We start from the raw sequence: 24,554 nt of genomic DNA on the forward strand, positions 1-24,554 counted from the left end.
CTTGTTTCCCAGACAAGCGGCATGACTTTTCACGCTCCCTGCGGAGCGACAAAACAGCAGATGAAATCCCCGGCAGAAATTGCAATGCAATTTCTGCCGGGGATTTTTTTATCTTACACCAGAGAGGACAGAACGCTTGCCTTCGTGACAATTCCCTGCAAGCGCCCCCCCTCGTCCAATACCGCCAAAGGATAGGGCGATTCCGCCGACAGGGGCATAATCTCCTCCACCGAGGCGTCCAGCCCCGCCGAGGGGACATCCTTGATGATCATTTCCGTCAAATCCAGATTCTCCCGCTTGGCTCGCATGGCGTCCGCCAGCGTCAGGATCCCCTGAAGCTTCATCTGTCCATCCACAACATACACTGAGGAGATGGCGTTCTTCCGCATCAGCCGCAGCGCATGGTCAATGCCGTCGCCGGGCTTGATCAGGCTCACCGGCGTAATCATAATATTACGCACGGACAAAACCTTTGATTTGTCTGCGGAATCGATGAAGCGGCGCACATAGTCGTCCGCCGGACGCGTGCTCATTCCCTCGGGCGTGTCCACCTGAATCAGCCGTCCGTCCCGCATGATGGCAACCGTGTCGCCAAGATGAAACGCCTCGTCGATGTCATGGGTGATGAAAATAACGGTTTTCCCCAGCTTCCGCTGGATAGACAGCAGCTCAAACTGCATGTCGTTTCGCACCAGCGGGTCCAGCGCGGAAAAAGGTTCGTCCATCAGCAGCACTTCGGGATCGTTGGCCAGCGCCCGGGCAAGGCCCACCCGCTGACGCATACCGCCTGAAAGGCTGCCGATCATGGATTCCTCCCAGCCCGCCAGACCCACCAATGCAATGGCCTCTCTGGCGCGCTTTTCCCGCTCTTCCCGGCCCATGCCGGATACCTCCAGCCCATAGGCCACGTTGCCCAGCACATTGCGGTGGCTCATCAGTCCGAAGGACTGAAACACCATGGCCATCTTCCTCCGCCTAAATTCCCGAAGCTCCTGCTTGTTTAGCTTGAGAAGGTCTACTCCGTCAAAGGTGACGGAGCCGGAGGTGGGCCGGTGCAGGCGGTTAAAACAGCGCACCAAGGTGGACTTTCCCGACCCGGACAGCCCGATGACCACAAAAATCTTACCCCGGGGAATTTGCAGGTTGATGTCGTACAGCGCGGTGGTCACCCCGGTTTTTTTCAAAACCTCTGCCTTTTCAGTTCCCTGACCCAGCAGCTCCATGGCCTCTTCCCGACGCGTTCCATACAGCTTGGAGAGGTTCTTTGTCTCGATAATGATATCGCTCATCGTCATTCATCCCCCGATTCCTTCCGGTTTGAAAACCAGCCCTGTGTCAGGCGGTCCAAAAGAATGGCGAGAATGACCACCGAGCCGCCAGCCATAAAGCCTCTGGAGATTTCCACCCGGTTGACGGCGATGAGCACCTCGTTGCCAAGCCCCCGCGCTCCGATCATGGAGCAGGTCACCACCATGGACATGGCCATCATCATGGTCTGGTTGATACCCGCCATAATCGTAGGAAGAGCCTGCGGCATCTGGACCTTCAAAAGCATTTGCAGCTTTGTGGAGCCAAAGGAGCGCGCAGCCTCCACCACCTCGGCATTCACCTGCCGAATGCCAAGGCTGGTGAGGCGAATCACCGGCACCATGGCATAAATTACGGTGGCAATCACGGCGGAGGCAGAGCCCATCCCAAAGAAAATCACCGCCGGAATCAGATACACGAACACCGGCATAGTCTGCATCATGTCCAGCAGCGGCCGTGCCGTCCGGTTGGCCCGGTCGGAGCCGGAGAGAAGCACGCCGACAGGCAGCCCCAGGACCAACGCGATGATCACGCCTGCCAGCACAATGGAAAGCGTCAGGTTCATCAGGTCCCACAATCCCAGCATTCCGATGACGCACAGCAAGACAGCGTATGTGATGCCGGAACGCAGGCTCTTATGCCCCTTCCAGCCAAGGAAAAACACCAGCGCAATTAAAACAAACCACGGAATATAGCCTAAAATCCAGTTGATCGCCCCCACAAAGCCGGTCAGCCCAGACTTGATTCCGTCAAAAAACGCGGAGTGTGAAGCGGCAAAGCCGCGCACGGCATTGTCTATGGCGTTTGTATCGATGTTGATTTTAAAGGGAAAATTAAACAGCCAATCCATGCACCCTCCTTATCCGATGGCCGCATACAGCGTATCGGCCTGCTCCGCGGTGAGCCAGGTCTCAACCATGTCGCGGTGCTCATTTAAAAACCACTTTGCCGCCGTCTTATAATCCGCGCCGGTTTCCTCGATATAGGCAAGGGCCTCGCTGGTCAGCGCGGAGGTGGTGTGATACTTGGACAAAAACGCCACATACTCCGGGTCGCTGTCATAAAAATCGTTGCTGGTGCAAATGGTGACCCGCACAGACGGGCACTGTGTCTTTCCCTCAAGGAACAGCTCCGGGTCATAGGGCTCATCCTCCAGCAGGACAAAGTCGTATTTACCCAGCAGCCAGGTCGGCTCCCAATAATAGGCCACCACCGGCTCTCCCCTGTCATATGCGGCGACCAGCACGGCGCTGGTGGCGGCGTCGGTACCCGGCTCGATATAGTTATAGGTTTTGTCCAAGCCGTAGTACAAGTACTTTTGGTGAATAATCTGTGTAATTTCCCAGCCCGCGATTCCGCCGTAGATAATCCCCTTGGAGGAATCCTCGGGGTCCTTAAAGAGGGAAGCATAGTCCTTGAGGTCCGCCACGGTCTTCAGGTTCGGCGCCATGGGCTCAATGCCCCGCTCCGGGTCCCCCTCGATGACATAGCGCGGCACATACAGCCCCTGAGCGTTGTCGTCGAAGTTCACGCCCACCTCTTTGAGCGCACCCGCCTCAATATCGGCATTATAGTCCGGAAGGTTATCAGACCACACCTCCATGTGTACGTCGATCTCACCCTTCTTCACCGCCTCATGGGTGATGGGTGTGCTGCCGGAAACCTCCGTCCACTGATAGCCAAACACCGTCTCGGCCACCGTTCCCGCCACGGCATTGTGGAACAGGATAGAATCCCAGCCAACATCGGCAAAGCGCAGTGTTTTCGTCTGCTTCTGCTCCCCTGCTCCGCAGCCAACAAGGCTGCCGGCCAATACAATCATTGCCAAAAGCAATCCTGTAATCCGGATCGTTTTCTTCATAAACTATCTGACTCCTTTCTTGTACGTCACAATACTGACATTGCATATTATATCAACAAGTTGTCACTTTGTCAAACTGACATCTTAATTTTTGTATAAGTTGCCGGAAAAATAATGGTATTTTCTGGGGAATTTTTTCTTAAAATTGTAATGCTGTCAGGCAATTCAAGATGCGAGGCGGAATTTATTATTTCGCCGTCTCTCCGATTATACAGAAAGAGCAATTTATTTTGACGAAATCTAAACTTTGTGATAGACTGGCAGTATTGCGGCACAATAAATATTATAACGGAATTACGGTGAAATCATTATGGCAAGAAGCAAGGGGATTACCCTGCCTGTTTATCGAAAGATTGCGGTTACCATCGCTCAGGATATTGTGGGCGGAAAATATGTGGAGGGACAGAAGCTGTCCGGGCGCACAGTGCTCTCCTCTCAATACGGGGTTTCTCCGGAGACGATTCGCAAGGCGGTTCATCTTTTGGAGGATGTGGAGATTCTCGACATTAAGAAAAACAGCGGCGTGTGGATTCTCTCTTCGCAAAAGGCCGCGGAGTTCATTCAGGAAAGTCGGGAGCTGCAAAGCGCCGCCGACGTAAAGGGCGAGCTGCTCTCGTGGATGGAGCGCCAGATTGTCGAAACCTCCGCCGCCATGGAAAAGCTGCTGTTTGTCCTCAACACGGCGGGCCGTGCAGCGAAAAACACGCCCTTTGTGCCTTACGAGATTGCGGTGCCTGCCAATTCTCAGGTTGCGGGCAAGAGCATCAGCGGCCTGAACTTCTGGCACAAAACTGGCGCCACCATCATCGCCATCGAGCGGGGCGAGCAGATTATCCTCTCTCCCGGTCCTTATTCTTCCCTCTTGAGCGGAGATATTCTCTATATTGTGGGAGACGAACGAACACTTCTCTCTGCCATCCATTTTGTGACCTCCGCAAACGACGGATAATTTCCTCCTTTTTATAAAAGCGGCGGCCTTTCTTAATCGGTTTTTCTGATAAAATAACGCAAACGGAGTGGAGGCCATTTTGCCTCCACTCCGTTTGCGCAGTTGTTACCGCTTTTCCGGCTACAATTATTCCACTTCTCTCAGGCGGTTATTCTCCTGTTTCCGCTGGGAGGAGAATTTCCTTCTCCGCCCCGGCCTGCACCATTTCCATAAACGCGCCTGCCGCCGCCGTGGGCGCCACGTCCACCAACGTGCACATCTCCACGCTGCGGGCAGGGATGGTGAAGTCGGTCTTCAAAAGCCGAATCTCTCCCGCGCTCAGCGCATCCTGCACAAATTCCAGCGTCACACCCGCCACGCCCAGACCGATCTTTGCCAGCGTCACCAGAAGGCTTCGGGAGCTCAGCTCGATTTCCGGAGTCAGCGTCACGCCGCAGCGGAGAAAATCCTGCTCCAAAAAGCCACGGGAGCTGGCCTTGCGCTCCAACAAAATCAGAGGAAACGCCGCAATTTCCTCCCGTGTGTAAACGTGGTCGAAATCGCAGCCGTAGCCGCTGCCCGCCACAAACACGCTGTGGGTGGAAAAGCAGGGCCACGCTTCCAGCCGCTCCCGCTCCGCCGGGGTGGAAGCAAAGGCGATGTCCACAGAGCCGGAGCGCAGCAGACTCAAAACCTTGGCACTCCGTCCGCTGATAATTTTCAGTCGGATACCGGGGTGAAGCCGGTGAAATGATTCCAGATAAGGGGTCAAAAACTGGCCTGTCACGGTGTCGCTGGCGCCGATCACCAGCGTGCCCAGCATGAGCTGCTGGGCCTGAGAGAGCTTATCCTCCCCCGTGGCCAAAAGCCCCAGCGCAGAACGAACATAGTCATACAGTAGTTGCCCTTCCCCTGTCAGGGAAACGCCCCGGGGGCTGCGGGAAAACAGCCGCGCCTGAAGGGCCGTTTCCAACTGCTTGATGGACTGGCTTACCGCCGACTGTGAAATATAGAGATTTTTTGCGGCCACGGAGATGTTCCCCGCCTCGGCCACCTCCTTGAACACCCGATACAGCTCCAGCTTCACCGACATGACGCCTCCTCCTTTGCATTTGGGACTTTTTGAGACTGCGCTTGATTGTATGCCTTCCACCCCGGTGGCCCATCCTTCTGGGCGCAAACCCGGGCAGTATTGCTTTTTTCGGTTTCCTTCCTGTTGAATTGTTATCATTATAAGGACTGCTGATGGTAATTGTAAATACAATATTTGTTAATTTTTTCGGTGAAGCGTTTTAAATGCGCAATTCCCGTCCAATGCCCGCAAAAAAAGGGGCCCGCCTGATGGCGGGTCCCTTATCTTCTAATCCCTGTCGATGTGAGCCTGAATGCGCTGAATCATCATTTCCAGCGCCACCAGATTGCGTCCGCCGCCCAACACAATGATGTCGGCGTACTTCCGGAAAGGCTCCACATACCGCTCGTGCATGGGCTTCACGGTGGTGAGATACTGCTTGACAACGGACTGGAGACTTCTTCCCCGGTCCTCCACGTCTCGCAGAGCGCGGCGCAGGATGCGCTCGTCCGCGTCCGTCTCCACGAAAATTTTAATGTCGAACATCTCCCGCAGGATGGGATTCTGAAAAATCAAAAATCCCTCCACAATGATGACCTTGGCGGGAAAAATTGTCACCGTTTGTTCGGTGCGGTTAAAGTCTGTAAAGGAATACACGGGACACGCAATGGGTTCTCCCCGTTTCAGCGCCCGCAGATGTTCAATCAGGAGGTCGGTGTCAAAGGCGCTGGGATGGTCGTAATTCTGGCGTATCCGCTCCTCTAAGGAGACGCCCTCCTGCAATTTGTAATAGCTGTCGTGGCCCACCACAGTCACGTCGTCCCCGAAATGCTCCTTCAGCCGCCGGGTCAGGGTGGTCTTGCCGGAGCCGGTGCCCCCCGCCACGCCGATTAAAATAATATCCATTGGGCTTTTCCCCCTCTCTGCGGGGGCATGCGCCGCCCGCCGTCGGCAATTCCCCGCAAGGAACACAGGGGAAGAACCTCAGAATATTATAGGGACGGCGTCCCCCAAATGCAAGTAGAAACCACGGAAAAAAACGGAATTCCACAAAATTCGTCTTCATGGCCTTGACTGTGCAGGAAAAACCCGATATTATGTCAATTGATCATAAAAACACCCACCGCTCCGAAGGAGGATATTCATGGCCATGAAACGCTGCCCCGATTGCGGGGAAAAGTATTCCGATACATATAAGTGCTGTCCCTTCTGCGAGGAGGAGGCTGCGCTTTCAGAGGAGCGTCCCTTCCGCCGAAAGGGTACGCGGCGTTCCGCCTGCCGGAAGGAACCAAGCATTTTGACCCCCGTTCTGGTTGTGGTAATTTTGGTGCTGGCGGTGACGCTGGGCTGGCTGTTCTTCGGCGACAGCATCAAGGAAAAGCTGGGCGGCGGCACAGAGCCGGGCGTCTCCTCCTCCGAAGTCGATCCATCTCAAAGCGGCGGTTCCTCCGGAGATACCAGTCTGCCGGGGATCGGAGATTCCTCTGGGGATTCTTCTTCCTCTGCCGGTGAAAATCCGGGAAGCGTGATAGAGCCGGGGAGCGGAACGAAAACGGACCCCTCCGGGCTGACTGTGGAGCAGGTGGCGGCCCTGCCTGACACCCTGACCCTCTCCAAGACGGACTTTACCCTCCCTGTTGGTGACCCGGCAGTGAAGCTGACTGTTTCCGGCGGCAGCGGGAGTTATACATGGTTCAGCGAGGACGACGGAATCGCCTCCGTGGACGAAAACGGCACGGTGACGGCCATTTCTGCCGGAATCATCAATGTTTACGCCACCGACGGCACCGGAAAGGGTCTTTGCATCGTCCGGGTGCGCGCAGGCTCCGGTTCTTCCGGAAGCTCCGGGAACACCGTCACACCCTCCGGCGGCGACGTGAAGCTGAACCGGGAGGACTTCACCTTGGGCATAGGCGAGAGCTTCCAGCTCAAGAACACCGGAATCACCACCGCCCAGACCTGGTCCAGCAGCAACCCCGGCGTGGCCACTGTCAACGGCAGCGGGATGGTCACCGGCGTGTCCGCCGGCATGTCCACTGTCACCATGTCCTACGACGGGAACAGCCTGACCTGCATTGTCCGGGTGAAATAACAACGGATCCATTTTATAAAAAGCGATCTCCGAGACTTCGGAGAGCGCTTTTCATCGTCCTGGTAGCGCCAAACATCCGATTTTTACAGCGCCCTTGCAGCTTTTGTCCATGTTTTGTGCGCTTTGCATCAGCATTGCAATTTTATAGGGATGGGGGTATACTACTTTGCAGTAAAGGCTCCAAAAACTGATAAGAAAAACGGAGGATTTGTCCATGCCCGAAAAGCTGATTGATCGAACCTGCCGGGAGTTTACCTCCCTCCTCGCGGCCAAAGTCCCTGTTCCCGGCGGCGGCGGCGCCTCCGCTCTGGTGGGCGCGCTGGGCTCCGCTTTGGGCTCCATGGCGGGGAACATGACTCTGGGGCGGAAAAAATACGCCGCCGTGGAGGAGGACCTCCGCGTCCTGCTTGAAAAAGGAGCAGAAATTCAAGCGCGCCTTCTGGAGCTGGTGGACGCAGACGCGGCGGCCTTTGAGCCTCTGTCCCGCGCTTATTCCATCCCCAAGGACGACCCCACCCATGACGCGGTTTTGGAAGAGGCCACCAAGCGGGCCTGCGCCGCGCCTATGGAAACGCTGGAGCAGTGCGCCAAGGCAGTAGAACTGCTGGAGGGTCTGCTGGAAAAGAGCAGCGTGATGCTGATTTCCGACGTGGGCTGCGGGGCGACTTGCTGTCGGGCGGCCATGGAATGCGCCGCGCTGAATGTGTTTATCAACACGACGACCATGAAAAACCGCGTAACGGCGACAGCGCTGGAGCATCGGACCGACGCGCTGCTGCAAGAATACGGCGCGCGGGCCACCGCCGTGGCGGACGCGGTGCGGGTCCAGCTTCGGGGAAAGTGAGGGGAGAGCGCGTATGGCAAGGGTACTAAGTGGAAAAGAAGTGGCGGAGGCATTGAGTCTTCGCCTTGCGGAGCGGGTGCAAACGCTGGAAGGAAAGGGCGTGAAGCCCACGCTGGCCATTTTGCGGGTTGGCGAGCGGCCCGACGATCTGGCCTATGAGCGGGGTGCGGTGAAGCGCTGCGAAAAGCTTGGCGTGGCGGTCAAAAAGCTGACCCTTTCCGCCGACTGCACCCAGACGGAGCTGATGGAGGCCATTCAAAGCGTCAACAAGTCTGCGGACATCCATGGCCTTTTGATGCTGCGTCCTCTACCCAAAACGCTGAATGAGCAAGCGGCCTGTGAAGCCCTGCTTCCCGAAAAGGACGTGGACTGCATCACCAGTGGGTCCCTTGCCCGGGTGTTTACCGGAAAGGGCGCGGGCTATCCCCCCTGCACTGCGCAGGCATGCATGGAGATTTTGGATCACTACGGCTGTGATTTGGACGGAAAGCGGGTGACGGTGGTTGGTCGCAGCCTTGTCATCGGAAAGCCCGCGGCCATGCTTCTGCTGGCCCGAAACGCCACCGTCACCCCCTGCCACACCCACACGAAAGACTTGGCAGAGGAGTGTCGTCGGGCGGAGATTTTGATTGTGGCTGCCGGAAAAGCCGGAGCGGTGGACGGTGCGTGCGTGGCTCCGGGTCAGACGGTGATCGACGTGGGAATCCATGTGGACGCCGACGGCTCCATGCACGGCGACGCAGATTTTGCAAGTGTGGAGCCGGTGGTCGCCGCCATCACGCCGGTTCCCGGCGGCGTGGGCACGGTGACCTCCACCGTGCTGGCCGGGCACGTGATCGACGCGGCGGCAAAGGCCGCGAACGTGAAGTGGGACGACTGACACACCCGGAACCCTCCCGGCATGTCCTTTCGCAGAATGAAAACTCACCACAGCAGTTATTCCGATATCTCTGCTCCCAAAAGGCCGGCTCCATTGCGGGCGGCGCATAAGGCTGTTTTCAAAGGCGGCAGGCATGATGTTTTTTCATGGTTGCCGCCTTTCTTTTTTGAGAAAGGCGGGCCACTTCCAAATAAGCTTGTCATACAGTGACGTATTTTGCCACAGCCATATTGTGATTGCGGCAGTCATTTATGGCTGTTATAATAGAACTATAGAAATAGGGTTGATGCTTTATATAATCTTGCTAAAAAGGCTTATATTCATTGATGCAACCGAAATTCAACCTAAAGTTGCGTGAAAGTTGGTAGTGCTATGCAACCGCTTTTGTTAAAATGGAGCCAATACAAAAGGAGGAATATACAATGAATATCAGCTTTTCACTTTTGCTTGGAGGTTTCGTAATCTATCTCTCGATTGCAGCAGTTGTCATTGTCCTTGTTATACTGATAATTAAGGCGCTTCTGAAGTATATCCATTCCGACAGCGTACGGAAAGAAAAAGAAAGGGTAACAAGGTCGCTTGGTGAAGCACTGAAGGCAAACCGCACCCGCTGCAAAATGACACAGGAATTTGTGGCGGAAAGTATCGGCGTCAGTCGGCAAGCCGTATCAAAATGGGAAAGCGGCACTTCTGATCCAAGCACTTCAAATCTTCTGGCTCTTGCAAATCTGTACGGTATCTCAGCGGAAGATTTGCTAAAGGAAGTTGAATAACTTGACATTTACATAATGCTTATAATACAAAATGAGGGCATCACCGTGGATAAAACGGTGATGCCCTAAAGCACCCTTATCAAAATGATACGATGGCCCGACCTTTCATTTACACCCGGTTTTTCATCCGCTCCTTGACCTCCCGGCCGAAGGGGGAATCCGCAAGGCCGCCCAGCGCTGTCTCCCGGAACTCCTCGGACATTTTGCGGCCCACCTCGCCCATGCAGTCGATCACCTGATCCACAGGAACCCGGCTCTCCACCCCCGCAAGGGCCATGTCCGCGCAACTCACGGCATTGACCGCGCCCACCACGTTCCGCTTTACGCAGGGGACCTCCACAAGGCCCGCCACGGGGTCGCACACAAGGCCCAAAAGGTTTTTCAGCGCCATGGCCACTGCATGGCCGATCTGCTGGCAGGAGCCGCCCCGCAAAGCCGTCAGCGTACCCGCGGCCATAGCGGAGGCCGTTCCGATTTCCGCCTGACAGCCGCCGGAGGCCCCGGAAATGCAGGCCCGGCTGCCCACCACCGCGCCGATGCCTGCCGCCACGTACAGCCCACGGACGGCGGCGTCCTCGTCGATGTCGCCCCGGTGGTAGAGGGGAATCAGCACCGCAGGCAGCACGCCGCTGGCGCCCGCTGTGGGCGCCGCCACGATCCGGCGCATGCAGGCGTTGGACTCGCCCGTACAAAGCGCGGAGGCAATCACCGCCGAGAGATACGGCCCCGAAAGGGTGTTCATCTCCGCCGCGTAGTTACGCATCTTCTTTCCGTCGCCGCCCACCAGGCCGCTGGCGGAGAGCCGGTCGCCCCGGTAGGTGTCCACCGCTTCCAGCATGGCCCGCCACGCAATCCGCATTTTTTCCATGGATGCCTCTGCCGTCACGCTCCGCTCCTCCATGTCGGTGTCCAGCACCACTTCCCAAAACTCCCTGCCGCCCGCTTCGGCGGCGTCAAAAATCTCCTGCATGGAATCCAGTGCCATTACGCGTCCTCCCTCTCATAATACGTCACGCCGGTCACATCCTCCAGCTCTCCAATCAGCGTCCGCACCTTGGGGGACACCTTTTCGTCCGTCTCAATCACCATCAGCACGCTGCCGCCCCGCTTCGCCCGCCAAAGGTTCATGTTGGCGATGTTCACGTTTCCGTGCTCCAGAATCCACGTCACCTCCGCCAGCTTCCCCGGCACGTCGATGGAACGGATAACCAGCGTGTTGAAAATGCCGGTGAAATTCACATGGATGCCGTCCAGCGCGTCCACCCGGATGCGCCCGCCGCCGGTGGAGGCCGCCTGAAGCTCCAGCGTCCGTCCGTTTCCGTCGGAGACGCGGAGCACCGCCGTGTTGGGATGGGCTTCCTTCAGCTCCACTTTATGAAAGGATACCTCCAGCCCCTCTTTTTCCGCCAGCTCAAAGCTGCGGGGAATCCGCAGATCATCCGGCCGCATCCCCAGAAGCCCCGCCACCAGCGCCCGGTCCGTGCCGTGTCCCGGCCCCGTCTCCGCAAAAGAGCCGTGCAGCCCGATATTTGCCGTTTTCGGCTCGCTCCCCAACAGCGACCGGGCCATGTTTCCAATCCGCACCGCCCCCGCCGTGTGAGAGCTGGACGGCCCCACCATAATGGGACCCAGGATATCAAAAATATCCAGCATAAGGCCCCTCCCTTCCCTGTTCCAAAACTTTCTTTTAGCTTACTACAATTTTTATGAGGTTTCAAGTTGATTTTTTTGATACTTCTGTTAGAATAGTCGTAAAAAACGATGCAACCTGTTTTAATGTTGAAAGGAGCTGCGCCATGTCCTCTCTGCTGATTAAAAATCTGTCCGCCGTGGTGACTTGCGATGACGATGACCGGATTTTGAAAAACATCGATCTCTACTGTGAAAACGGCGTTTTGCGTGCCATGGGAACAGCGCTGCCCCAGTCTGCCGACGAGGTTTTGGACGGTTCTCATTTCTGGTGCTATCCGGGGCTTGTGAACACCCACCATCACCTGTACCAGACCTTTTCGAGAAACCTGCCTCAGGTGCAGAATCTGGAGCTGTTCGACTGGCTCACCGCCCTGTACGAAATCTGGAAAGGGCTGGACGGCGAAGCGATCCGCCTCAGCACCCTGACGGGCTGCGGCGAGCTTTTGAAACACGGCTGCACCACCGTGTTTGACCATCACTATGTCTTCCCCGCCGGGGCGGGCGATCTGATGGGCGTGCAGTTTGCGGCAGCGGCAGAGCTGGGCGTGCGGTTCCACGCCTCCCGAGGCAGCATGGACCTGTCCAAAAAGGACGGGGGCCTTCCGCCGGACAGCGTGGTGCAGACGGTGGACGAAATTATGCGCGACTCCGCCCGGTGCATCGAGGCATATCACGACGCATCCTTTGGCTCCATGCGTCAGGTGGCGCTGGCCCCCTGCTCGCCCTTCTCCGTCTCGCCGGAGCTGCTGAGCCAGAGCGCGGTGCTGGCCCGGCAGTATGGCGTGCGGCTGCACACCCATCTGGCGGAGACGAAAGACGAGGAGCGCTACACCTTAGAGCGTTTCCAAATGCGTCCCCTTGAATACATGTCCTCCCTTGGCTGGACGGGACCGGACGTGTGGTATGCCCACGGCATCCATTTTAACACTGAAGAACTGCAAGAGCTTGCCCGCACCGGCACGGGTGTTGCCCACTGCCCCATTTCCAACATGAAGCTCAGCTCCGGCATTGCCCGGATTCCCGAGATGATAAAACTGGGTGTTCCGGTGGGCCTTGCGGTGGATGGCTCCGCCAGCAACGACGGCTCGTCTTTGATGGAGGAACTGCGCGTGGCATTTTTGCTCCACCGGCTCAACTCCAGCGCCGCCGCCCCCTCAGGGTATGAGATTTTGAAGCTGGCCACCCGGGGCAGCGCCCGTTTGCTGGGAAGAGAGGATATCGGCTCTCTGGCGGTTGGCAACTGCGCGGACTTCTTTTTGGTGGACTCCCGCCGTCTGGAACTGGTGGGCGGCGAATACGACCCCGCCGCTGTCCTTGCCACCATGGGCCTGCGCGGACCGGTGGACATGACGGTGGTGGGCGGAAAAATTGTGGTCCGGAACGGACGGCTGGTCACTGTGGACGAGGATGCCGTGGCGGCCGAGGCCCGCCGGGTCTGCGGGGAATACCTGGCCCGGGCGTAATGCGATGAAAAAGGCGCTCCCCCGCTTTTGGAGGAGCGCCTGCCTTTAAAGTGTGTCCCGGTACCTGTCCATAATTTTGGCAAACAGCTCACCGGTGCTGGGGGGTGTGTAGGTAATGGCGTTGGCCCCGGCCCGGATGGTCTTGAGGACCGTTTCGTCCGTAGGCCCGCCGGTTGCGATGATGGGCACCTCGGGAAACTGATTTCGGATGTGGGCCACGATTTCCGGGGTTCTGGCCGCGCCGGACACGTTGAGGAAATCGGCCCCGGCATCCATGCGGGCGCGGATGTCCGTTTGCTCGGACACCACGGTGATAATCACCGGAATGTCCACCTCTTCCTTGATCTGGCGGATGATGGAGTTGTCGGTGGGCGCGTTCAGCACCACACCGTAGGCTCCCTGATGCTCCGCCTGAATCGCCAGACGGACAGCCCGGGCTCCTGTTGTGATGCCGCCGCCCACTCCCACGAACACCGGCACATCCGACACGCTGATAATGGCCTGGGAAATCACCGGCTGAGGCGTAAAGGGATAGACGGCGATGATGGCGTCGGCGTTGATATTTTTGACAATGGCCACGTCTGTGGAAAAGGCCAGAGACTTGATGCGCCGACCAAAAATGCGGATGCCGCCGCACTCGCTGACGCACTGGGGAAGCGCCAGCGTGTGACTGCGCAGCGTCCCGGTATAGGTAGGCATGTATTTGGGCATGGATGACCTCCTTTTGCGGTACGATTAAAAAACTAATATTATGGTATGTATTTTATCACTTTACCGCCGTAAACGCAAGTAAAAGCGCCGTAAAAGGCCCGTCCTCATGGCAGGGCACAGGCATTAAGCAAACGCGGCAGCGCGGGGCCGCCAGACGCGTCACACACTGCCCACCGGAACCGATAACCCCTACGGGACAATCGCCGCCGGGTATATAGCCTGCGGTTTCACTGGAAAAAATGTACAGAAAATTACAGAAGGAGGCACCTTTATGGACCGTTTTTCCATTCTTGTGGGAGATATTACCCAATCAAACGCAGAGGCCATTGTCAACGCCGCCAACGAGTCGCTTCTTGGCGGCAGCGGCGTGGATGGGGCCATTCACGCCGCTGCTGGCCCGGAGCTTTTGGAGGAGTGCCGCACGCTTGGCGGCTGCCCCACGGGGCAGGCGAAATTGACAAAGGGCTATCGGCTGAAGGCCCGGTATGTGCTCCACACGCCCGGCCCCGTGTGGCAGGGCGGGCAATCTGGTGAGGCGGAGCAGCTTGCCTCCTGCTACCGGTCCTGTCTGTATCTTGCCAAGGAGCATGGCATTCAATCTGTGGATTTTCCCTGTATTTCCACCGGGGTTTTCGGCTATCCGGCGACACAGGCCGCTGCGGTGTCCCTGCGGACGATCATGGATTTTCTTTACGAAAATGAAACGCCCCGCTTTGTGCGGATTATCTGCCACACGGAGGAAGCCGCAAAAATCTGGCGGCAGACCTACAATTTCTGGTACGCCGGAACCAAGGCGGAACGGCTGTGATTGCCACCCGCCGCGCCGCATCCGTGACGGTAGCTGAAAAGCACCCTCTTCCCGTGGGAAGAGGGTGCTCTCTATTGCTGAACGGTCAGTTTCAGGAATGCGTGCCTCCGCATGAAACCAGCTCTGCAACGGTTGGTTTCCGCCGTGGCTTATGCGTCAAACACGCCCAGAATCACGATGCCCACAATGACTGTGGCAATCGCCGCGTAGTGCCGCACGGAGAGCTTTTCTTTCAGGAAAATGCGGCTCCACACCACGGAAGCCACGCAGTAAGCCGAGATGATGGGCGCAGCCATCATCACATGCTCTTCATCTCCGATGGCGTAGATATAGGCAAACTGGCCCGCCGTCTCGCACAGGGCGCCCACGTATTTGGGCGCTTCCTGCTTGGGAACCAGCGGCTGCTTTTTCACCAGCACCACGTAGATAAAGCATGCCACCGCGCAGACAAAAAACGTCAGCTCATAGGCAACATTGGCAGAGTCCTCGTTCAGCGTGCGCAGCACCAGAGAATCCGCAAAGGTCCCCAGCGCGTCCAGCAGACAGTAAAGAATTGGCAGGACCAAGGCCAGCGCGGACTTTGCATATTTGTAATTGGACGCCTCCTGCCGCAGGGCGCGCAGATCCGCATCCTCGTGGGTTTCCACAACGCCAAGGCCCACCACGCCCGCGCACACCAGCGCCACGGCGGCAAGCTGCCAGCCGTTCACGTCGCCCGCGCCGCCGGTGACCAGAATCAGCACCGCCACAAGCGCACCGGAGGAATTGCAGATGGGAGAGGAAATCGACAGCTCAATGTACCTAAGGCCCACATAGCCAATGGTCATAGACAGGATATACAGCGCGGAAACAGGCAGGTACGTCAGCAGGATAGAAACGGAAATCTCCGCCCCACCGATAAAAACCTCATAGGCCGCGTGAAGGCCCATCACAAGGCCCACGGCCATCACCATTTTCAGGTGCGCATATTTGTCCTGATCGCGGCAGCCGATTTTGGAAAAAAGGTCCGACCCGCTCCAGCAGAGCAGGGTAATCATAGAAAGCCAAAACCACATGTAGATAAATCTCCTATTTTAAATTTTTTGAGGTTTATCGGTTTTGGACCGGAGGCGGCCTCCTCCTGAAAAAGTGATTGGGTGTAGACATTTTACAGCCTCACAATACCGGCCTCGACCAGCTTTTGCAGGCTCATGAGGATGCCAAGCTTCGCGTGATACCACGTCAAACCGCCCTGAAAATATACGGCGTAAGGCTCCCGGATCGGCCCGTCGGCAGACAGCTCGATAGAGCTTCCCTGCACAAAGGCGCCCGCCGCCATAATCACATCGGAATCATAGCCCGGCATGGCCCACGGCTCCGGAGTGACGTAGCTGTCCACCGGGGCAGCGGACTGGATGCCCTTGCAGAAGGCCACCATGGCCTCGCGGCTTCCCAATGTGACCGCCTGAATGATATCGTGCCGATCCTCCGCCCCACCGGGGACACAGGCAAAGCCCAGCTTTTCATAGATGTTGGCAGCAAAAATAGCACCCTTCAGCGCACCGGACACCACCGTGGGCGACAAGAACAGGCCCTGATACAGCGCGGGCATCAGGCCTAGGTTTGCGCCCACCTCCTGCCCCAGTCCCGGGGCGGAGAGCCGGTAGGCGCACCGTTCCACGCATTCCTTCGTGCCGCAGATATACCCGCCCACGGGCGCAAGCCCGCCGCCGGGGTTTTTGATGAGACTGCCCACCACCATGTCCGCCCCCACGTCGGAGGGCTCCTCCAGCTCCACAAACTCGCCATAGCAGTTGTCCACCATGCATTTCACATCCGGTTTCACGGACTTGCAAAAGGCAATCAGCTCTCCGATCTGGGGGACGGAAAAGCTGGGACGGGTGGCGTAGCCCTTGGAACGCTGAATGGTAATCAGCTTTGTCCGGTCATTGATTGCGGCCCGGATGGCGTCGTAATCAAAGCTTCCATCCTCTTTTAAATCGGCCTGCGCATAGGTCACGCCGTATTCCTTTAACGAGCACCTGCTCTCCCGGATACCGATGACCTCCTCCAGCGTGTCGTAGGGCGCGCCCACGGGGGAAAGCAGCTCATCCCCCGGCAAGAGGTTGGCAGACAATGCCACCGCCAGCGCGTGGGTTCCGCAGGTAATCTGCGGGCGCACCAAAGCCGCCTCGGTGTGAAACACGTCGGCATATATCCGTTCCAGATTGTCCCGGCCCTCGTCGTTATAGCCGTAGCCCGTGGTGGCGGCGAAATGGGCGGCGCTGACTCTGTTTTTCTGCATGGCCAGCAGCACCTTGCCCTGATTATACTCTGCCGCCGCGTCTATCTCCGCAAACCGCTCCCGTAGGGCGGTCAGCACGGTCTCTCCGATTTCATACACGGCCCGGCTCACGCCCAAGGCCTCATACATATTCTGATTGTTCAAGCTCTTCAATTCCTTTGCCGCTTTTGAATTCGCCGGGGATAACCGGCGGAGGTCGGCGGCTTCCTTACTTTAGCACACCCGACAAAAAAACGCAAGAAAAAGCAAGCTTCTTCTTCCCCGACTCTTCGTCGGAGACTGTCTGTGCAATTATGGGATATTTTTTGTGCAAATTGGAAAATTAGGGAAATTTTTTCAAAAAGCTGATGACAAACAAAAGCCCGCCTGTTATAATAAAAAATACTATTTAACTGATTAATCAGGCATCTGTAAAGCAAGTCAGGTAAGCATTCTAGAAACGGGGGCGCAGGATATTGGGACAACCTTCGACTGAGTATCAGAGCGCAGGACAAACGCCCGGAGACATTTGTGGCATCTGGATGAAGCTTCACCTGCTGATTATGTCGGCCGCTGTTTTTATCGCCGTGGTGCTGGAGTGTCTGGTCCTTTTTGCGGCCGACTTTTTCCGGCTTCCCATTGCATCTGCCGAGCGGTATCTGCTCCGGTTTATCGTACTGCCTTTGCTTGTGAACCTTGTGCTGCTGGGCGCCGCTCTGCTGGCCCGGCGCAGCAAAAGGTTGCGCGAGGATACGCGCATTGTGATTATTTCTCTCTGTGGGGCAGGCATCGGGCTTGTGCTTTACACAGTGCACCGTTTCTTCCCCGCAATGGATATGGCTTTGATGCTGCCGGTGATTCTGACCATTCTGTACGGGCGGATTCGTCTAACCGCACTGGTGGGCGTGCTTTGCATTGCGGGAAAGGTCGTCTCCGACCTTTTCCTGAGTTGGTTTGCCGACGTTCCCCCTTTCCGCCTCAGCGGACCGGAGGTTTTGAATCAGTTGATTTCCCTCTCCGTATTGGCCACCTGCTGCCTGATTTCCAGTCTTCTGGTTCGGCTCTGTCGGCGACAGATTGACTTCAGCGTCAACGCAGTTTTGGAACAGCATCGGCTGCGGGAAAAAACGAGAACCGACAGCCTTACCGGCGTTGGAAACCGAAGAGCCCTGCAAATCGCACTCTCCGAAATCACACGTAAGAGCCGTTCTCAATGGTTTTTTGCCATGATGGACGTGGACCAGTTTAAAAACGTAAACGACAAGCTGGGGCATATACGAGGCGATTCCTATTTGCAGTCATTGGGGCGGATTCTTCAGCGCTATGAAGACGATGCGTTCCGCTCCTTCCGCTTTGGCGGCGATGAGTTTTGCGCCATCCTTCAGACCCGGAACTTAGAAGAAGCGGCTTCTCTGTGCCACCAAATCCAGTCCGACTTTATTCAGGTTGTGGAAGCGGATGCAGGACCCATCCCTTCGGGCATCAGCATTGGCCTGACGGCGTGCGACCCCGGCGAAGACCCACAAGCCCTTATGAACCGGGCCGACGCGGCGCTTTACCGCGCCAAGCGCGTGCAGCGGGGCGGCGTTTCTCTCTGGGGACCGGAGCTGGAACGGGCAGAATAAGCCTGCGGGGCTTCCCCTGAAAAAGAGCCTTTAAAATCGGGCTTTTCGGTTTGGGTATATCAAAAGACAAGCAAGTGCCGCCCGCAATGCGGGCGGCGCTTGTTTTATGATGCTTTCTTCAGTCTTAAAGACCCGCAGCTTTCTTTTCCAGCGCCGGTTCCAGCTTCTCTTCCTCTTCCGTCTTCGGCGCCAACCTGATCTCCGTCTCCCCCATTGAATCCACGTCCATTTCCAACGCAGGTTGCAGATCCGGAGCCGATTTCTCCCCGTCGGAGCCACTCTCCAGCCGCTCCCGGCCCACCGCCAGCATCAGCTTGATGCGGTTTTCCTGGTTTACCCGGGTGGCACTGGGATCGTAGTCAATGGGAGTGATATTGGCCTGGGGATACAGCTCCCGGATTTTGTTCACCATGCCCTTGCCGCAGATATGGTTGGGCAGGCAGCCAAAGGGCTGGGCACAGACGATATTTTCGTATCCTGCGCGTACAAGCTCAATCATCTCTGCGGTGAGAAGCCAGCCCTCTCCCATTTTATTACCAAGACCGATGACGCCTTCGGCAAGCTTTTTAAGCTCTTTGAAGGGCAGCGGGGCGTGATAGCCGTTTTTCTCCAGCGCCTTGCGCATCACCCGCTCCGTTCCGGCAAGATATCCCAAAACCACATCAGAAATGTGCTTTTCAAAAAAGCTTCCGCCATACAGCCGCGCCGTTTCCGAGGGGTTATAGGCACAGTACTGCACAAAGCCCATCAGCCCTGGCAGGTTCACTTCGCAGTCCTGAGATTCCAGAAACTTCTCCAAATCGTTGTTGCCAAGGGGGGAGTATTTCACATAGATTTCCCCCACCACGCCCACCTTTACCTTCGGCGTACGGCGGACGGGAATTGTGGCAAAATCGGCGGCAATTTTCGGCATCAGGGCGCGGACCTCTCGATTGGTATAGCCCTTCCCCGCCCGGATGCTCTCGCAGATGTGCGTCAGCCATTTTTCAAGCATCGCGTCCCCGTCGCCCCTGTTCAGCTCATAGGGAACGGTCTGGGCCCGCAAGGTCGCCAGCAAATCCCCATAGTAGATGGCCGCCATCAACTGGCGCATCAAAAGCAGCGTCATGGGGAAGCCGGAGTCTTTTTCAAGGCCTGAGAAGTTCAGACTTGCCACAGGTACCTGCCCGTAACCCGCCCGCTCCAGCGCCTTGCGCAGCAGGTGAATATAGTTGGATGCACGGCAGCCCCCGCCGGTCTGTGTGATGATGAGGGCCGTGTGGTCCAAATCGTATTTTCCGGAATCCAGCGCGTCCAAAAACTGGCCGATGACCAGCAGCGCGGGATAGCAGGTATCGTTGTGGACGTATTTCAGCCCATTCTCCGCCACCTGAGAACCGCAATTGCCCAAAAGCTCACAGGTATAGCCCTGATTCTCCATGGCAGCGGCCAGAATCCGGAACTGAATGGGAGCCATGCTGGGAATCAGTATCTTATGCGTCTTTTTCATTTCCGGGGTAAATTTCGGATAACTCATCTCCATGGCTCAGTCCTCCTTCCGGGCGGCAACCCGCCGTCGGTCTTCCTGTTCCTCCAATGCGGCAAACAGGCTCCGCAGGCGGATACGCACCGCGCCCAAATTCGTAATTTCGTCAATTTTTAGCTGGGTATAAAGCTTTCCGCCCTCCTGCAAAATTTCCCGTGTCTCGTCGGAGGTGATAGCGTCCACCCCGCAGCCAAAGGACACCAACTGCACCAGCTCCATATCGCTGCTTTGTGTGCAGTATTTCGCGGCGGCGTACAGCCGGGCGTGGTAGGTCCACTGGTTCAGCACGGAGGTTTCAAACCGGTCCACCAACTCGGAAACAGCGTCCTCCGTCACCACCGCCGCGCCGAACTGGGTCAGCAGGGTGTCGATCCCGTGGTTCACCTCCGGGTCCGCGTGGTAGGGCCGACCGGCCAGAACGACGATGCGCCGCCCCTCTTCCCGGGCCTGTTTGATGATGCGCTGGCCCTCTCCGCGGATCTGGGCCATGTGCTTTTCATACTCGGCATAGGCCTCGTCCGCCGCCTCCCGAACCTCGCTCCGGCTGATGCCGGAGAAATACTTTTTGAGAACCCCGTGCATCTTGTGGGCAAACTCCTTGGGATGGTGAAGCCCCACATAATCGTAGATAAATTTGACGTTTTTAATCTCCGGAGAGTTCCCGGCGATAACCTCCGGATAATAGGCCACCACGGGACAGTTATAGTGATTGTCGCCCTTGCCCTCGTCCAAATTGTAGGTCATACAGGGGTAGAAAATCGCGTCCAGCCCCAACCGGCTCAGATATTGGATGTGGCCGTGGGCCAGCTTTGCCGGGAAGCAAGCGGTGTCGCTGGGGATGCTGGCCTGCCCCTTCAAATACAGGTCCCGGCTGCTGAGAGGGCTGTGGTACACGGTAAAGCCAAGACTTGTAAAAAACGCGTGCCAGAAGGGCAGCAGCTCATAGTTGTTCAGGCACAGCGGAAGGCCGATTTTTCCCCGTTTTCCGGGGACGGGCTTATAGCTTAAAAGCAGCCTGCGTTTGTATTCGTAGAGGTTCAGCAGCCCGCTGTCCGCCTTGCCGGTAACGGGGCGGTCGCAGCGGTTTCCGCTGAGGAAGACGGCTCCGTCGGAAAAAGTGTTGACGGTGAGCTGGCAGTTGTTTCCGCAAAGGCCGCACAGTCTGCTGCGGGTATCCTGCGTAAAGCCGCGCAGGCGCTCCGCCGTCAGAAGCGTGCTTCGCCTTCCCGGCTCCACCTTTTCCATGCCGTGCAGCGCCGCGCCGTAAGCCCCCATCAGTCCCGCGATGTCGGGGCGGATGACCTCCGTCCCCATCTCCTTTTCAAAGGCCCGCAAAACCGCCTCGTTATAAAATGTACCGCCTTGCACCACAATGTTTCTGCCAAGTTCTTCGGGAGAGGCGGCGCGGATAACCTTGTAGATGGCGTTTTTCACCACGCTGATGGAAAGGCCCGCCGAAATATTCTCAATGGAGGCCCCGTCCTTCTGGGCCTGCTTCACACTGGAGTTCATAAACACCGTGCACCGGCTGCCCAAATCCACAGGCCGCCGGGCAAACAGGCCCAGCTTTGCAAACTCCTTTACGTCTCTGCCCAGCGCCTGCGCAAAGGTCTGGAGAAAGCTGCCACAGCCGGAGGAGCATGCCTCGTTCAAAAAGATGTCGCCGATGGCTCCGTTTTCAATTTTGAAGCACTTCATGTCCTGCCCGCCGATGTCGATGATGAAATCCACATCCGGCAGGAAATGCCGCGCAGCGGTAAAATGGGCCACAGTTTCCACCACGCCGAAATCCGCGTGAAACGCAGCCTTGGCCAAATCCTCGCCGTATCCCGTGGTGGTGACGGAGGCAACTTGCAGAGCCGGATGCTCGTCATACAGCCGCAGCAGTACCTCCCGGATCAGGGCGGTGGGGCTGCCCTCGTTGGGACGGTAGTCCGTGAACAGCAGCCGGGCCTGTTCGTCGATCACTGCCACCTTCACGGTGGTGGAGCCGGAGTCGATCCCGATGTGCACCGGTTCGGCATACTCCGCACCGAAAGGAACCTGAGGAACAGATGCCCTTGCGTGCCGCGCGCGGAATTTTTCGTATTCTTCCTCGTCGGCGAACAGGGGCGGCTGGGACCGGTAGGTTTCCGACGCACCCCGCTCCCGCAGATGCCGAGCCACGTCCGCGAGATCAAATTCCCGATCGGAGTACAGCGCCGCCCCAAGAGCCACGAACAAAAGGCTGTTTTCCGGGCACATGCCCGCAACGCCCAGTGTGCTGTCAAAGCTTTCCCGCAGGCATTTGGAGAAGGTCAGCGGCCCGCCCAGATACAAAACCTTTCCCTTGATGGGGCGGCCTTGTGCCAGCCCCGCGATGGTCTGATTCACCACCGCCTGATAGATGCTGGCGGCAATGTCCTCCGCCTTTGCGCCCTGATTGATGAGGGGCTGCACGTCGCTCTTGGCGAACACGCCGCAGCGGGACGCGATGGTATAGGTCTTCTCCGCCCGCAAAGCCGCGGTGTCCAGCTCCTCGGCGGTCATCTTCAAAAGCGTTGCCATCTGGTCGATAAAGGCGCCGGTCCCTCCCGCGCAGGAGCCGTTCATCCGGACTTCAAGCCCGTTTGTCATAAAGAGAATTTTGGCGTCTTCGCCGCCCAGCTCAATCACCACGTCGGTTCCGGGGGCAAACCGCCCCACCGCCACGCGGGTGGCGAACACCTCCTGCACAAAGGGGACCTCCACGCTCTGCGCCATGCCCATTCCGGCGGAGCCGGAAATGGAGAGCAGCGCCCGCCCGCCGGGAACGTGCCACTGGGCCATGCGCCGCAGCAGCTCCTCCGATTTTTCCAAAATATGACTGTAATGGCGCTCGTATGTAGAATATATAATTTTTTCGTCGTCATCCAGCACCACGCATTTAATGGTGGTAGAGCCGACATCCAGTCCAACACGCAAAAACAGATTCCTCCTAAGAATGTCCGAACAGCGCGAAAACTCGCACCGCACCTCCTGCTAAACAGTGTTCATTCTACTCTGTTTATGTGAACTTTTCAATTGCAAAAACGTTTTCCTCCGTTAATGTTACGTTAAAAACGAACACTGGAACCATAGGAAACAGCTACTCTTTTCCACGCTTTTCCGCTCTCTTGCGCAAAGCGGCCGAATCTGCTATACTGACGGCGAGGTGACACGTTTTATGGAATCCGTTTTGCTGCACTGTTGCTGCGCCCCCTGCTCCCTCTCCTGCATCGAACCTTTGCGGGCGGAGGGACTGGAGCCCACAGCCTTCTGGTATAATCCCAATATCCATCCTTGGAAGGAATACGAAGCCCGCCGGGACTGTCTTGCGGAGTATGCGCCCAGCATCGGCATGAAGCTGATTGTGCGGGAGGAATACGGCCTGCGGGACTTTGTCTGCCATGTGGCGGGCGACATCGACCGCCGCTGCGCCTGGTGCTACGAGCACCGGTTGGAGGAGGCGGCGCGCTATGCCGCCCAGCACGGATACGAGGCCTTTACCTCCACCCTTCTGGCCTCTCTTTATCAGGACCACGACGGCATTGCCCGGGCGGCGGAGCGATTTGGGAAGCAATATGGCGTTTCGTTTTTATACCGGGACTTCCGGGCCAATTTCCGCGAAGGAAATCAAAAGGCGCGGGAGCTTGGCTTTTATATGCAAAAATACTGCGGCTGCGTCTTTTCCGAGGCGGACCGCTATCAAAAGCAGATTCGCCGGGACCGGGAGAAATACGCGGAGAACGCATGATTCTATGCGTCCTGTTCGCAAAAAGAAGCATGGGACGGCAAGTCCACCAAATTACAGGAACAATTCAGCACATGCAAACCGAATATGAAAATTCAAGGGTGGGAACCGGTCAATACCAGTTTCCACCCTTGAATGATATGCGTGGGAATGGCAGGAGGATATCAAAACCGCAGCCTTTGCCGTCATGAGGGGAAAGCCTTATTGGATAGTGCACGTTTTTCTGCGTATGGGCATCTCATCCACGGCTTCGGGCTGCGAGTGCTTTTATGGAGCGGCTAAGGCTCAGGTACTCGATTCAGGGACGTCCTCCCCGCAATCCGGCGGCGTAATGGCAGCATCGTCCGGTAAAGGAGAATTATCCGCAGCTTCCAGCAGGCGGAATTGCCGCATCTTTTGCGCCAGAACGTCCGCCTGTTCAAGAAGGCTCTGACTGGTGGCGGCGCACTCCTCGGAAAATGCGCTGTTTGAAGCAATAGAGGACACAATCTGCGTCATGCTCGACTGCATCTCCACGGCGGCCTCCTTCTGCTTCAAGGACGCGCCGGATATTTGCTGAATCGCGCCGGTCACCTGTTTTACAAAGTCCATAATTTCGTGCAAAGCCTCTTCGGTCTTCTGTGCGTGGATGCGCCCGGCCTGCACGGAGGAAACGGACTGCCCAAGCAGAGCCTGTGTGCTTTCGGCGGCCTCCGCGCTTCTCTGCGCAAGATTGCGGACTTCCCCGGCCACAACCGAGAAGCCTTTCCCGGCGCCGCCTGCCCGCGCTGCCTCTATCGCGGCGTTTAGCGCGAGCACATTGGTCTGGAAGGCGATGTCCTGAATCGCACGAATCACTTCCGTAATTTTTTTGGCATTTTCCTCCATGCCGCCGATTGCAGCAAGCATTTCCGTCATACTTTCACCGGCATACGCGGACTGCTGCCGCATCTGATCAAACAACGCGCCGGCGGTCTGC

Annotated in this window: 22 protein-coding genes; 9 read left to right on the forward strand and 13 right to left on the reverse strand. The window is 57.1% G+C overall.

Translation table 11 applies throughout. The annotated features are described in order from the left end of the window. Positions 1 to 113: 113 nt before the first annotated feature. Genes RTU96_RS12195 through RTU96_RS12205 form a run of 3 tightly spaced genes read right to left on the reverse strand, consistent with a single transcriptional unit; the run spans position 114 to position 3,169 of the window. A complete protein-coding gene (locus RTU96_RS12195) occupies positions 114 to 1,289 on the reverse strand; it encodes a glycine betaine/L-proline ABC transporter ATP-binding protein (RefSeq protein WP_312636890.1) in 1,176 nt (391 codons plus the stop codon). A gap of 2 nt (positions 1,290 to 1,291) precedes the next feature. Next, positions 1,292 to 2,158, reverse strand: a complete 867-nt coding sequence (locus RTU96_RS12200) for an ABC transporter permease subunit (RefSeq protein ID WP_312636891.1) — start codon at positions 2,156 to 2,158, stop codon at positions 1,292 to 1,294. Between the two features lie 9 nt (positions 2,159 to 2,167). Further along, complete coding sequence (locus RTU96_RS12205) at positions 2,168 to 3,169, reverse strand: ABC transporter substrate-binding protein (protein WP_312636892.1); 1,002 nt, start codon at positions 3,167 to 3,169, stop codon at positions 2,168 to 2,170. 310 nt (positions 3,170 to 3,479) lie between these two features. On the opposite strand from RTU96_RS12205, the gene RTU96_RS12210 reads away from it, so the two are divergent. Beyond that, on the forward strand, positions 3,480 to 4,118 hold the full coding sequence (locus RTU96_RS12210; RefSeq protein ID WP_312636893.1) for a TrkA C-terminal domain-containing protein: 639 nt from the start codon (positions 3,480 to 3,482) through the stop codon (positions 4,116 to 4,118). Between the two features lie 148 nt (positions 4,119 to 4,266). Here RTU96_RS12210 and RTU96_RS12215 read toward each other — a convergent pair whose 3' ends face one another. Continuing rightward, positions 4,267 to 5,190, reverse strand: a complete 924-nt coding sequence (locus tag RTU96_RS12215; RefSeq protein WP_312636895.1) for a LysR family transcriptional regulator — start codon at positions 5,188 to 5,190, stop codon at positions 4,267 to 4,269. 267 nt (positions 5,191 to 5,457) lie between these two features. After that, positions 5,458 to 6,075: a uridine kinase gene (gene udk, locus RTU96_RS12220; protein ID WP_312636897.1), complete on the reverse strand. Its 618-nt coding sequence runs from the start codon at positions 6,073 to 6,075 to the stop codon at positions 5,458 to 5,460. A 238-nt stretch (positions 6,076 to 6,313) separates the two neighbouring features. Here udk and RTU96_RS12225 point away from each other — a divergent pair, with 238 nt between their 5' ends. The 4 genes from RTU96_RS12225 to RTU96_RS12240 all read left to right on the forward strand — a co-directional run bounded on the left by RTU96_RS12225 (position 6,314) and on the right by RTU96_RS12240 (position 9,758). Then, on the forward strand, positions 6,314 to 7,261 hold the full coding sequence (locus RTU96_RS12225; RefSeq protein WP_312636898.1) for an Ig-like domain-containing protein: 948 nt from the start codon (positions 6,314 to 6,316) through the stop codon (positions 7,259 to 7,261). A gap of 214 nt (positions 7,262 to 7,475) precedes the next feature. Further along, complete coding sequence (locus tag RTU96_RS12230; RefSeq protein WP_312636900.1) at positions 7,476 to 8,105, forward strand: cyclodeaminase/cyclohydrolase family protein; 630 nt, start codon at positions 7,476 to 7,478, stop codon at positions 8,103 to 8,105. Between the two features lie 13 nt (positions 8,106 to 8,118). Beyond that, positions 8,119 to 8,985 carry a bifunctional 5,10-methylenetetrahydrofolate dehydrogenase/5,10-methenyltetrahydrofolate cyclohydrolase gene (locus RTU96_RS12235; protein WP_312636901.1) on the forward strand — a complete coding sequence of 289 codons (867 nt, stop codon included), beginning with the start codon at positions 8,119 to 8,121 and terminating at the stop codon, positions 8,983 to 8,985. Positions 8,986 to 9,407: 422 nt separating this feature from the next. Continuing rightward, the gene (locus tag RTU96_RS12240) at positions 9,408 to 9,758 is read left to right on the forward strand and encodes a helix-turn-helix transcriptional regulator (protein WP_312636902.1); all 351 of its coding nucleotides are present in this window, start codon (positions 9,408 to 9,410) and stop codon (positions 9,756 to 9,758) included. Between the two features lie 109 nt (positions 9,759 to 9,867). On the opposite strand, the gene sdaAA is transcribed toward RTU96_RS12240, so the two are convergent. Then, positions 9,868 to 10,743: an L-serine ammonia-lyase, iron-sulfur-dependent, subunit alpha gene (gene sdaAA / locus RTU96_RS12245; RefSeq protein ID WP_294853616.1), complete on the reverse strand. Its 876-nt coding sequence runs from the start codon at positions 10,741 to 10,743 to the stop codon at positions 9,868 to 9,870. Then, positions 10,743 to 11,411, reverse strand: coding sequence for an L-serine ammonia-lyase, iron-sulfur-dependent subunit beta (sdaAB, locus tag RTU96_RS12250; RefSeq protein ID WP_397356978.1), 669 nt, complete (start codon positions 11,409 to 11,411; stop codon positions 10,743 to 10,745). The genes sdaAA and sdaAB overlap by 1 nt, the downstream gene beginning before the upstream one ends. A 143-nt stretch (positions 11,412 to 11,554) precedes the next feature. Between sdaAB and RTU96_RS12255 the strand changes: the two genes are divergently transcribed. After that, positions 11,555 to 12,913 (forward strand): 8-oxoguanine deaminase, encoded by a 1,359-nt coding sequence (locus tag RTU96_RS12255; RefSeq protein WP_312636903.1) that lies wholly within the window; start codon positions 11,555 to 11,557, stop codon positions 12,911 to 12,913. 45 nt (positions 12,914 to 12,958) lie between these two features. Here the strand turns inward: RTU96_RS12255 and RTU96_RS12260 are convergent, their stop codons facing one another. Then, positions 12,959 to 13,624, reverse strand: a complete 666-nt coding sequence (locus tag RTU96_RS12260; RefSeq protein ID WP_312636904.1) for a hydrolase — start codon at positions 13,622 to 13,624, stop codon at positions 12,959 to 12,961. A 271-nt stretch (positions 13,625 to 13,895) separates the two neighbouring features. Here RTU96_RS12260 and RTU96_RS12265 point away from each other — a divergent pair, with 271 nt between their 5' ends. Then, positions 13,896 to 14,432 carry an O-acetyl-ADP-ribose deacetylase gene (locus tag RTU96_RS12265; protein ID WP_312636905.1) on the forward strand — a complete coding sequence of 179 codons (537 nt, stop codon included), beginning with the start codon at positions 13,896 to 13,898 and terminating at the stop codon, positions 14,430 to 14,432. Positions 14,433 to 14,581: 149 nt separating this feature from the next. On the opposite strand, the gene RTU96_RS12270 is transcribed toward RTU96_RS12265, so the two are convergent. Together RTU96_RS12270 and RTU96_RS12275 are read right to left on the reverse strand one after the other, a co-directional pair. Beyond that, positions 14,582 to 15,487: an EamA family transporter gene (locus RTU96_RS12270; protein WP_312636906.1), complete on the reverse strand. Its 906-nt coding sequence runs from the start codon at positions 15,485 to 15,487 to the stop codon at positions 14,582 to 14,584. 92 nt (positions 15,488 to 15,579) lie between these two features. Continuing rightward, a complete protein-coding gene (locus RTU96_RS12275) occupies positions 15,580 to 16,845 on the reverse strand; it encodes a methionine gamma-lyase family protein (RefSeq protein ID WP_312636922.1) in 1,266 nt (421 codons plus the stop codon). A gap of 392 nt (positions 16,846 to 17,237) precedes the next feature. On the opposite strand from RTU96_RS12275, the gene RTU96_RS12280 reads away from it, so the two are divergent. Next, positions 17,238 to 18,320 carry a GGDEF domain-containing protein gene (locus RTU96_RS12280; protein WP_312636907.1) on the forward strand — a complete coding sequence of 361 codons (1,083 nt, stop codon included), beginning with the start codon at positions 17,238 to 17,240 and terminating at the stop codon, positions 18,318 to 18,320. 124 nt (positions 18,321 to 18,444) lie between these two features. On the opposite strand, the gene RTU96_RS12285 is transcribed toward RTU96_RS12280, so the two are convergent. After that, a complete protein-coding gene (locus RTU96_RS12285; RefSeq protein WP_312636908.1) occupies positions 18,445 to 19,842 on the reverse strand; it encodes a 2-hydroxyacyl-CoA dehydratase in 1,398 nt (465 codons plus the stop codon). Between the two features lie 3 nt (positions 19,843 to 19,845). Next, the gene (locus RTU96_RS12290) at positions 19,846 to 22,788 is read right to left on the reverse strand and encodes an acyl-CoA dehydratase activase (protein WP_312636909.1); all 2,943 of its coding nucleotides are present in this window, start codon (positions 22,786 to 22,788) and stop codon (positions 19,846 to 19,848) included. A 241-nt stretch (positions 22,789 to 23,029) separates the two neighbouring features. Between RTU96_RS12290 and RTU96_RS12295 the strand changes: the two genes are divergently transcribed. Continuing rightward, positions 23,030 to 23,599 carry an epoxyqueuosine reductase QueH gene (locus RTU96_RS12295; RefSeq protein WP_312636910.1) on the forward strand — a complete coding sequence of 190 codons (570 nt, stop codon included), beginning with the start codon at positions 23,030 to 23,032 and terminating at the stop codon, positions 23,597 to 23,599. Positions 23,600 to 23,881: 282 nt separating this feature from the next. On the opposite strand, the gene RTU96_RS12300 is transcribed toward RTU96_RS12295, so the two are convergent. Beyond that, on the reverse strand, positions 23,882 to 24,554 hold a 673-nt coding region (locus RTU96_RS12300; RefSeq protein WP_312636911.1), incomplete at its 5' end, for a methyl-accepting chemotaxis protein.

The sequence above is a fragment of the Oscillibacter sp. genome (genome assembly GCF_032018205.1).
In the GTDB taxonomy this organism is placed as follows: Bacteria; Bacillota; Clostridia; order Oscillospirales; family Oscillospiraceae; genus Oscillibacter.

Excerpts from the sequence above, each read along its gene's own strand:
- RTU96_RS12275 (WP_312636922.1), bottom strand. The coding sequence starts at position 16,845 with ATGTATGAGGCCTTGGGCGTGAGCCGGGCCGTGTATGAAATCGGAGAG.
- sdaAA (WP_294853616.1), bottom strand. The coding sequence starts at position 10,743 with ATGGCACTGGATTCCATGCAGGAGATTTTTGACGCCGCCGAAGCGGGC.
- RTU96_RS12195 (WP_312636890.1), bottom strand. The coding sequence starts at position 1,289 with ATGAGCGATATCATTATCGAGACAAAGAACCTCTCCAAGCTGTATGGA.
- RTU96_RS12205 (WP_312636892.1), bottom strand. The coding sequence starts at position 3,169 with ATGAAGAAAACGATCCGGATTACAGGATTGCTTTTGGCAATGATTGTA.
- RTU96_RS12285 (WP_312636908.1), bottom strand. The coding sequence starts at position 19,842 with ATGGAGATGAGTTATCCGAAATTTACCCCGGAAATGAAAAAGACGCAT.
- RTU96_RS12240 (WP_312636902.1), top strand. The coding sequence starts at position 9,408 with ATGAATATCAGCTTTTCACTTTTGCTTGGAGGTTTCGTAATCTATCTC.
- udk (WP_312636897.1), bottom strand. The coding sequence starts at position 6,075 with ATGGATATTATTTTAATCGGCGTGGCGGGGGGCACCGGCTCCGGCAAG.
- RTU96_RS12215 (WP_312636895.1), bottom strand. The coding sequence starts at position 5,190 with ATGTCGGTGAAGCTGGAGCTGTATCGGGTGTTCAAGGAGGTGGCCGAG.
- RTU96_RS12225 (WP_312636898.1), top strand. The coding sequence starts at position 6,314 with ATGGCCATGAAACGCTGCCCCGATTGCGGGGAAAAGTATTCCGATACA.
- RTU96_RS12295 (WP_312636910.1), top strand. The coding sequence starts at position 23,030 with ATGGAATCCGTTTTGCTGCACTGTTGCTGCGCCCCCTGCTCCCTCTCC.
- RTU96_RS12230 (WP_312636900.1), top strand. The coding sequence starts at position 7,476 with ATGCCCGAAAAGCTGATTGATCGAACCTGCCGGGAGTTTACCTCCCTC.
- RTU96_RS12210 (WP_312636893.1), top strand. The coding sequence starts at position 3,480 with ATGGCAAGAAGCAAGGGGATTACCCTGCCTGTTTATCGAAAGATTGCG.
- sdaAB (WP_397356978.1), bottom strand. The coding sequence starts at position 11,411 with ATGCTGGATATTTTTGATATCCTGGGTCCCATTATGGTGGGGCCGTCC.
- RTU96_RS12265 (WP_312636905.1), top strand. The coding sequence starts at position 13,896 with ATGGACCGTTTTTCCATTCTTGTGGGAGATATTACCCAATCAAACGCA.
- RTU96_RS12255 (WP_312636903.1), top strand. The coding sequence starts at position 11,555 with ATGTCCTCTCTGCTGATTAAAAATCTGTCCGCCGTGGTGACTTGCGAT.
- RTU96_RS12270 (WP_312636906.1), bottom strand. The coding sequence starts at position 15,487 with ATGTGGTTTTGGCTTTCTATGATTACCCTGCTCTGCTGGAGCGGGTCG.
- RTU96_RS12235 (WP_312636901.1), top strand. The coding sequence starts at position 8,119 with ATGGCAAGGGTACTAAGTGGAAAAGAAGTGGCGGAGGCATTGAGTCTT.
- RTU96_RS12200 (WP_312636891.1), bottom strand. The coding sequence starts at position 2,158 with ATGGATTGGCTGTTTAATTTTCCCTTTAAAATCAACATCGATACAAAC.
- RTU96_RS12280 (WP_312636907.1), top strand. The coding sequence starts at position 17,238 with ATGAAGCTTCACCTGCTGATTATGTCGGCCGCTGTTTTTATCGCCGTG.
- RTU96_RS12260 (WP_312636904.1), bottom strand. The coding sequence starts at position 13,624 with ATGCCCAAATACATGCCTACCTATACCGGGACGCTGCGCAGTCACACG.